The sequence below is a fragment of the Pseudomonas sp. MWU16-30322 genome (genome assembly GCF_020515535.1).
Lineage (GTDB): Bacteria > Pseudomonadota > Gammaproteobacteria > Pseudomonadales > Pseudomonadaceae > Aquipseudomonas > Aquipseudomonas fluorescens_H.
In genome coordinates this window covers 166,717-172,904 of sequence record NZ_JAIWYL010000014.1, presented here as the reverse complement: position 1 = coordinate 172,904, position 6,188 = coordinate 166,717, and the positions used below count along the sequence as shown (strand labels likewise).

Below are 6,188 nucleotides of genomic sequence, written 5' to 3'. Positions count from 1 at the left end.
AGACGCCTTCGCGAGCAAGCCCGCTCCCACAGGGGGCCTGCGTAGCACCGGGATTTCGTGAACACCCGAGAAACCTGTGGGAGTGGGCTTGCTCACGAAGAGGCCGGTACATTCAACATGGATACCACCTGACTGGACGCTTTCGCGAGCAAGCCCGCTCCCACAGGGGGCCTGCGCAGTACCGGGATTTCGTGAACACCCGAGAAACCTGTGGGAGCTGGCTTGCCAGCGATGAGGCCGAATCAGCGCCGCTTCAACGCCTGCTTGTGCGCATACATGGCCTCGTCGGCATCGGCCAGCAGCCGATCCACCGTGTCATGCCGTCGGGAATCGTATTCGATCTGGCCGACGCTGAAGCGAATGTCGTAGCCGCGCTGCAACATTGCATTGCGCTCGTCGAGGATTTCCTTGAGCCGCGCCATGATCGCCGTGGTTTCAACGTGACTGGAGCCGGTCAGCAGCGCCACGAACTCATCACCGCCCAATCGCCCGATCACATCGCTTTCGCGAAAAGCGATGCGCAGCACGTCGGCGAAGGTCTTCAGCGCACTGTCGCCCTCGGCATGGCCGTAGCGATCGTTGATCTGCTTGAAATCATTGAGATCGAAAAACAGCAGCGTCGCCGGTTTGTCCCGGTGTTTGCAGGCGTCCAGCGCATGCTGGGCCAGGGTCTTGAAGCCACGGCGGTTGGACAGCAGCGTCAGCTCATCCATGCTCGCCATCTGCACCGCCATCAATTCCTGCTCGGCCATGCCGGCGAGATCGCGCAACAGGCCGCGCTCTTCGTCGTCGAGTTCGCGCGGCCGGGTGTCGATCAGGCACAGCGTGCCCATTTTGTTGCCATTGGGCACCGTCAGCGGGTAGCCGGCATAGAAACGAATCTTCGGCTCGCCGGTGACCAGCGGATTGTCGTAAAAGCGCTCGTCCTCCTTGGCATCAGCCACCAACAGCAGTTCGTTCTGAAGGATCGCATGACCGCAGAATGACACATCCCTCGGCGTTTCACTGACGCCCAGCCCGACGCAAGACTTGAACCACTGACGATCGCTATCCACCAACGTCACCAAGGCAATCGGCACGTTGAACAGGCGCTTGGCCAGCCGCGTAAGCCGGTCGAAACGCTCCTCCGGCGCCGAATCAAGGACATTCAAGCCGTGCAGCGCTTGAATTCGGGTTGCTTCATTGGCGGGTTTGATCGGGGCCAGCATCACGCACTCCATCAGGGTCAACGACTGCTAGAGTAGCTTGATTCGCCGACGACTCACATACTCAACCGCCCGCCACCGGACATGGGCCACCCGCGTCGGCCCAAAGCTTGAACTGAGCCACAAAAATGTCATGCGGCACCGGCACCGGCGTGCGCCCTGCTCCGGGGTTCCAGCCCCACAGCACCAGTTTGTCGTCGCTGACATGTTTGATCAGCGCGGCGAAATCCCGGTCGCCGTTGCTCGAACGATCCTTGATCATTGCGCACAACTTGTCCGGTGGCAGGCCGATCCACGCCATCTTGTGCGCCGCCGGCGGCAGACTCCAGTGCGGCGCCCCCGGTGGCGCATGCGGGCCATAACTGTCGGGCGGGTTGCTCTCGGCGTGACAGGTGGCGCAGGGCAAACCGGCGGCGCCCTTGCCGTCCATGCCGCGCACCACGTTCATCGCGTGCGGTTTGCCCGCATCGAACTGCAGCGGCGAGTCGCCGGGGATGTGACAGTTCTGGCAGCGCGGGCTCTGGAACACCTTCTGCACCGTACCGAACGCCTTGAGCGCCTCCTGATCATCGGCAAACAGGTCCGAAGCGTAGCCGCCCAGCCCCAGCAACATCATCGTGCCCAACAACAGATGTCGTTTCATCTCACACCCCCGCCAGTTGCAGCGGCAGTTCACGCAACCGTTGCCCGGTCAGCGCATACACGGCGTTGGCCACCGCCGGCGCGGTGGGCGGCACCCCGGCCTCGCCGATACCTCCGGGTTTGTCGCTGCTGGGCACGATATGCACCTCGACCAGCGGCATCTCGTTGAGCCGCAGCACCTGATAGTCGTGATAATTGGATTGCACCACCGCGCCGTCCTTGACCGTCAGTTTGCTGTGCAGCGCCATGCCCAGGCCAAAGGTGATGCACGATTCCATCTGCGCGGCGATGCTCTGCGGGTTGACCGCGATCCCGCAGTCCACCGCACAGACCACGCGGTGCACGCGAATCGCCAGATTGTCCTGCGAGACCTCGGCCACCTGCGCCACATAACTGCCGAACGACTCATGCACCGCCACGCCCAACGCATGGCCCTCCGGCAATGGCGCTGTCCAATTGGCCTTCTCCACCGCCAGATTCAGCACCCCGAGATGCCGCGCATGATCCTTGAGCAAAGTGCGTCGGTATTCGACCGGATCCTTGCTCGCTGCGGCGGCCATTTCATCGATCAGCGACTCCATGACGAACGCGGTGTGGCTGTGCCCCACCGAACGCAGCCACAGCACATTGATCCCGGTCTGCGGTGAATGCAGCTCGACCTGTTGATGGGCCAAGCCTTTGATATACGGGCTGTCGGCCACGCCTTCGACCGACGTCGGGTCGATGCCGTTCTTGACCATGGTCGCTTCCAGCAGAGTGCCGGTCATGATCGATTGACCGACCAGCACATGCTGCCAGCTCAGCGGCAGGCCCTGCCCGTCCAGGCCGATGCGCGCCTGATGCAGGAACATCGAGCGGTAATACCCGCCACGAATGTCATCCTCGCGCGACCACACGGTTTTCACCGGCATCCCGGCAGCCTTCGCCACTTGCACCGCTTCGGCGACAAAGTCCGAGGTCGGATTGGCCCGGCGCCCGAAACCGCCGCCAAGAAACTCGGTGTGAATCTCCACCTGCTCGGGTTTGAGTCCGGTGATCTTGCCGGCGACCATCTGGTCGAGGGTCTGGAATTGCGTGCCGGTCCAGATCTCGCATTTCTCGGCGCTGATTTTCACTGTGCAGTTCAGAGGTTCCATCGGTGCATGCGCCAGATACGGCACGCTGTACTCGACGTCGATTTTCTTCGCCGCCTTGTCGAAGTTGCCTTTCGGATCCCCAGCCTGGCTGGCGGAAGTGCCCGGTGTCGCCGCCAGTTTGCGGAAGCTGTCGAGCAGGCCCTGGCTGCTCAGGTCAGTGTGCGGGCCCATGTCCCAATCGACTTTCAATGCATCACGACCGAGTTTCGCCGCCCAGTAATGATCAGCAATCACCGCCACGCCGGTCGGCACCTGCACCACTTTGTGCACGCCCGGCACCGCCAGCGCCTCGGCGCCTTCGAAGGATTTGACCGTCGCGCCGAACACCGGTGCACGGGCGACCATCGCGGTCATCAAACCGTCGAACTGCACGTCCATGCCGAATTTGGCGCGACCGGTGATTTTCTCCGGAGTATCGAGGCGTTTGGTCGGCTTGCCGATGACCTTCCAGTCTTTGGCCTCCTTGAAGATGATCGACTTGGGATCCGGCACCGGCAGTTGCCCGGCGGCGTCCGCCAGTTCGCCGTAAGTCGCGCGTTTATCGCCGGCGATCACCATGCCCGATTCAGTACGAATAGCTGAAGGCGCCACGTCGAAACGCTTGGCCGCCGCCTCCACCAGCATCTGTCGCGCCGTGGCCCCGGCGAGCCGGTAACGGTCGAACTCCATCCAGGTCGAGGTCGAGCCGCCGGTAATCTGCATCCCGCCAAACGCCGGCATGCCGTAATCGGCTGCCGAGGCCGGCGAGTGTTCGACGCGGATCGTCGACCAGTCGGCGTCCAGCTCTTCGGCGATCAGCATGGTCAGGCCGGTCCAGATGCCCTGGCCCATTTCCGAATGCCCGAGCAACACCGTCACGCTGTTGTCGGCGGCGATGCGCAAAAACGCATTCGGCGCAAAGACCTTGCCTTCATTCTCCGCCGCCATGGCAAACCGATGGGCACCGGGAACCACGAACGCCACCACCAGACCGCCACCCAGCACGGCACTGCCCTTGAGAAATCCGCGACGCGATACAGGACTGTTCATTACCCTTCTCCCAACATGCATCAGCCGATTTCGGACGCGCGCTTAACCGCCGCACGGATCCGTGGATAGGTGCCGCAGCGGCAAATGTTGCCGGAGAGCGCCTGATCGATATCGCTGTCGCTGGGTTTGGGGATTTTCGCCAGCAGCGCGGCGGCAGACATGATCTGCCCCGACTGGCAGTAACCACACTGCACCACATCGAGTTCGGCCCAGGCCTGCTGCACCGGGTGCGAGCCATCGGTCGAAAGGCCTTCGATGGTGAGAATTTTCTGGCCGTGGGCCACGGCGGTGGCGGGCGTGATACAGGCACGCAACGGAGCGCCATCGACGTGTACGGTGCAGGCGCCGCACTGGGCCATGCCACAGCCGAATTTGGTACCGGTCAGGTGCGCAACGTCACGCAGGACCCAGAGCAACGGCATGTCGGCCGGCACATCGAGTTCCTGATCCTTGCCATTGATATTCAAGGTCAGCATCGGGGATTTTCCTCAGACTCACGGTGTTCTGAAGGGGCGTCGCTACGGCCATCGAAGCCTGTGCGCGCCTCGGCTTATCCCTTTCAGCAAAGCCTAATTTGCGCGTGAAGCCAGACGTTGCGACCACCGGTCATGCCTGCCCCCGAAAATGTCGACTTTAATCCTACGGCTGATAACGGCGCTCATCCGAACCATCACGACCGGTCTGCGGCGAGCGCGGTAACCCATCACAATGGTCAGGAGTCGCGAACATGGGATTTGTCACCACCCAAGACGGCGTCGATATTTTCTACAAGGACTGGGGGCCGAAAGACGCCCCGGTGATCCACTTCCACCACGGCTGGCCGCTCAGCTCGGATGACTGGGACGCGCAGATGCTGTTCTTTCTGGCCCAGGGCTTTCGGGTGATTGCCCATGACCGTCGCGGGCACGGACGTTCGAGCCAGGTCTGGGACGGCCACGACATGGACCATTACGCCGACGATGCGCTGGCGGTGGTTCAGCATCTGGGGGTGAAGAACGTGGTGCATGTCGGCCACTCGACCGGCGGCGGCGAGGTCATCCACTACATTGCCCGGCATGGTCAGGACAACGTCGCCAAAGGCGTGCTGATCAGCGCGGTACCGCCGCTGATGGTCAAGACCGAAAGCAATCCCGGTGGCTTGCCGAAATCGGTGTTCGATGACTTGCAAGCGCAGCTGGCGGCCAATCGCGCGCAGTTCTATCGCGATGTTCCCAGCGGGCCGTTCTACGGCTACAACCGCCCCGGGGCCAAGCCTTCCGAGGGGATCATCGGCAACTGGTGGCGTCAGGGCATGATCGGCGGCGCCAAGGCGCATTACGACGGGATCGTCGCGTTCTCGCAGACCGATTTCACCGAAGATTTGAAGAAGGTCACCGTGCCGGTGCTGGTGATGCATGGCGAGGATGATCAGATTGTGCCGTATGCGAACTCGGGGCCTTTGTCGGCGAAATTGCTGCCAAATGGCACGCTGAAGTCGTATCCGGGGTTTCCGCACGGGATGCCGACGACTGAGGCAGCGACGATCAATGCCAATTTGCTGGCCTTTATTCGCGGCTGAGGAGAGTGCCGCCTATCTCCTGTAGGAGCGAGCCTGCTCGCGATGGCGATGTATCAGGCAACAAATGTTCAAGCTTTGCTGACGCTATCGCGAGCAGGCTCACTCCTACAAGGGGACTTGATTGGCCTGAAGTGCACTACTCCTCGGAACGACTCGTACGCTCTCGATCACGTTCGTAGTGGTGAGCCAACGGCAGCGCCGGCAACCATGACTCACGCCGCACAGTCCACAGTTCATAGGTCGGCGTGAACTGGTTCGGCGCGTCCAACGAGCCGACATTCACTTCAATTTCATCCCCCGAACGCGCAAGTACCGGTGAACCACAGCGCGGGCAGAACACTCGCCCTTGATACTCGCCGGTTTTGCCGCTGACGGTCACCGCATTCTCGGGGAATATCGCCGAGGCATGGAACAAAGCGCCGTGGTGTTTGCGGCAATCGAGACAGTGGCAGATGCCGACGCGGTAAGGTTGGCCCGATGCTTCGAAACGCACATCGCCGCACAGGCAACCGCCAGTTAATGGGCTCATGGTGTCTATCCTCTGCCAGACTCTGTTCAGCCTTTGAACATAGCAGGCGCACCAGCGAACGCTCACAATCTGCCTTTTACCGGAGACAG

Annotated in this window: 6 protein-coding genes; 1 reads left to right on the top strand and 5 read right to left on the bottom strand. The window is 61.9% G+C overall.

All coding sequences use genetic code 11. The features are described from left to right. Positions 1-242: 242 nt before the first annotated feature. The 4 genes from LCH64_RS26025 to LCH64_RS26010 form a co-directional block, all read right to left on the bottom strand. Positions 243-1,208 (bottom strand): sensor domain-containing diguanylate cyclase, encoded by a 966-nt coding sequence (locus LCH64_RS26025; RefSeq protein WP_226501721.1) that lies wholly within the window; start codon positions 1,206-1,208, stop codon positions 243-245. A 61-nt stretch (positions 1,209-1,269) separates the two neighbouring features. Beyond that, entirely contained in the window at positions 1,270-1,848 is a 579-nt protein-coding gene (locus tag LCH64_RS26020; protein ID WP_226501720.1) for a hypothetical protein, read from the bottom strand. 1 nt (position 1,849) lies between these two features. Beyond that, positions 1,850-4,012 (bottom strand): xanthine dehydrogenase family protein molybdopterin-binding subunit, encoded by a 2,163-nt coding sequence (locus tag LCH64_RS26015; RefSeq protein WP_226501719.1) that lies wholly within the window; start codon positions 4,010-4,012, stop codon positions 1,850-1,852. A 20-nt stretch (positions 4,013-4,032) separates the two neighbouring features. Next, positions 4,033-4,488 carry a (2Fe-2S)-binding protein gene (locus tag LCH64_RS26010; protein ID WP_226501718.1) on the bottom strand — a complete coding sequence of 152 codons (456 nt, stop codon included), beginning with the start codon at positions 4,486-4,488 and terminating at the stop codon, positions 4,033-4,035. A 251-nt stretch (positions 4,489-4,739) separates the two neighbouring features. Here LCH64_RS26010 and LCH64_RS26005 point away from each other — a divergent pair, with 251 nt between their 5' ends. Next, complete coding sequence (locus tag LCH64_RS26005; RefSeq protein WP_226501717.1) at positions 4,740-5,570, top strand: alpha/beta hydrolase; 831 nt, start codon at positions 4,740-4,742, stop codon at positions 5,568-5,570. A gap of 136 nt (positions 5,571-5,706) precedes the next feature. On the opposite strand, the gene LCH64_RS26000 is transcribed toward LCH64_RS26005, so the two are convergent. After that, positions 5,707-6,099 (bottom strand): GFA family protein, encoded by a 393-nt coding sequence (locus LCH64_RS26000; protein WP_226501716.1) that lies wholly within the window; start codon positions 6,097-6,099, stop codon positions 5,707-5,709. Between the last annotated feature and the right edge of the window lie 89 nt (positions 6,100-6,188).

Bases quoted from the DNA above. Each gene is read 5' to 3' on its own strand.
- LCH64_RS26020 (WP_226501720.1), bottom strand. From the start codon at position 1,848: ATGAAACGACATCTGTTGTTGGGCACGATGATGTTGCTGGGGCTGGGC.
- LCH64_RS26005 (WP_226501717.1), top strand. From the start codon at position 4,740: ATGGGATTTGTCACCACCCAAGACGGCGTCGATATTTTCTACAAGGAC.
- LCH64_RS26010 (WP_226501718.1), bottom strand. From the start codon at position 4,488: ATGCTGACCTTGAATATCAATGGCAAGGATCAGGAACTCGATGTGCCG.
- LCH64_RS26015 (WP_226501719.1), bottom strand. From the start codon at position 4,012: ATGAACAGTCCTGTATCGCGTCGCGGATTTCTCAAGGGCAGTGCCGTG.
- LCH64_RS26000 (WP_226501716.1), bottom strand. From the start codon at position 6,099: ATGAGCCCATTAACTGGCGGTTGCCTGTGCGGCGATGTGCGTTTCGAA.
- LCH64_RS26025 (WP_226501721.1), bottom strand. From the start codon at position 1,208: ATGCTGGCCCCGATCAAACCCGCCAATGAAGCAACCCGAATTCAAGCG.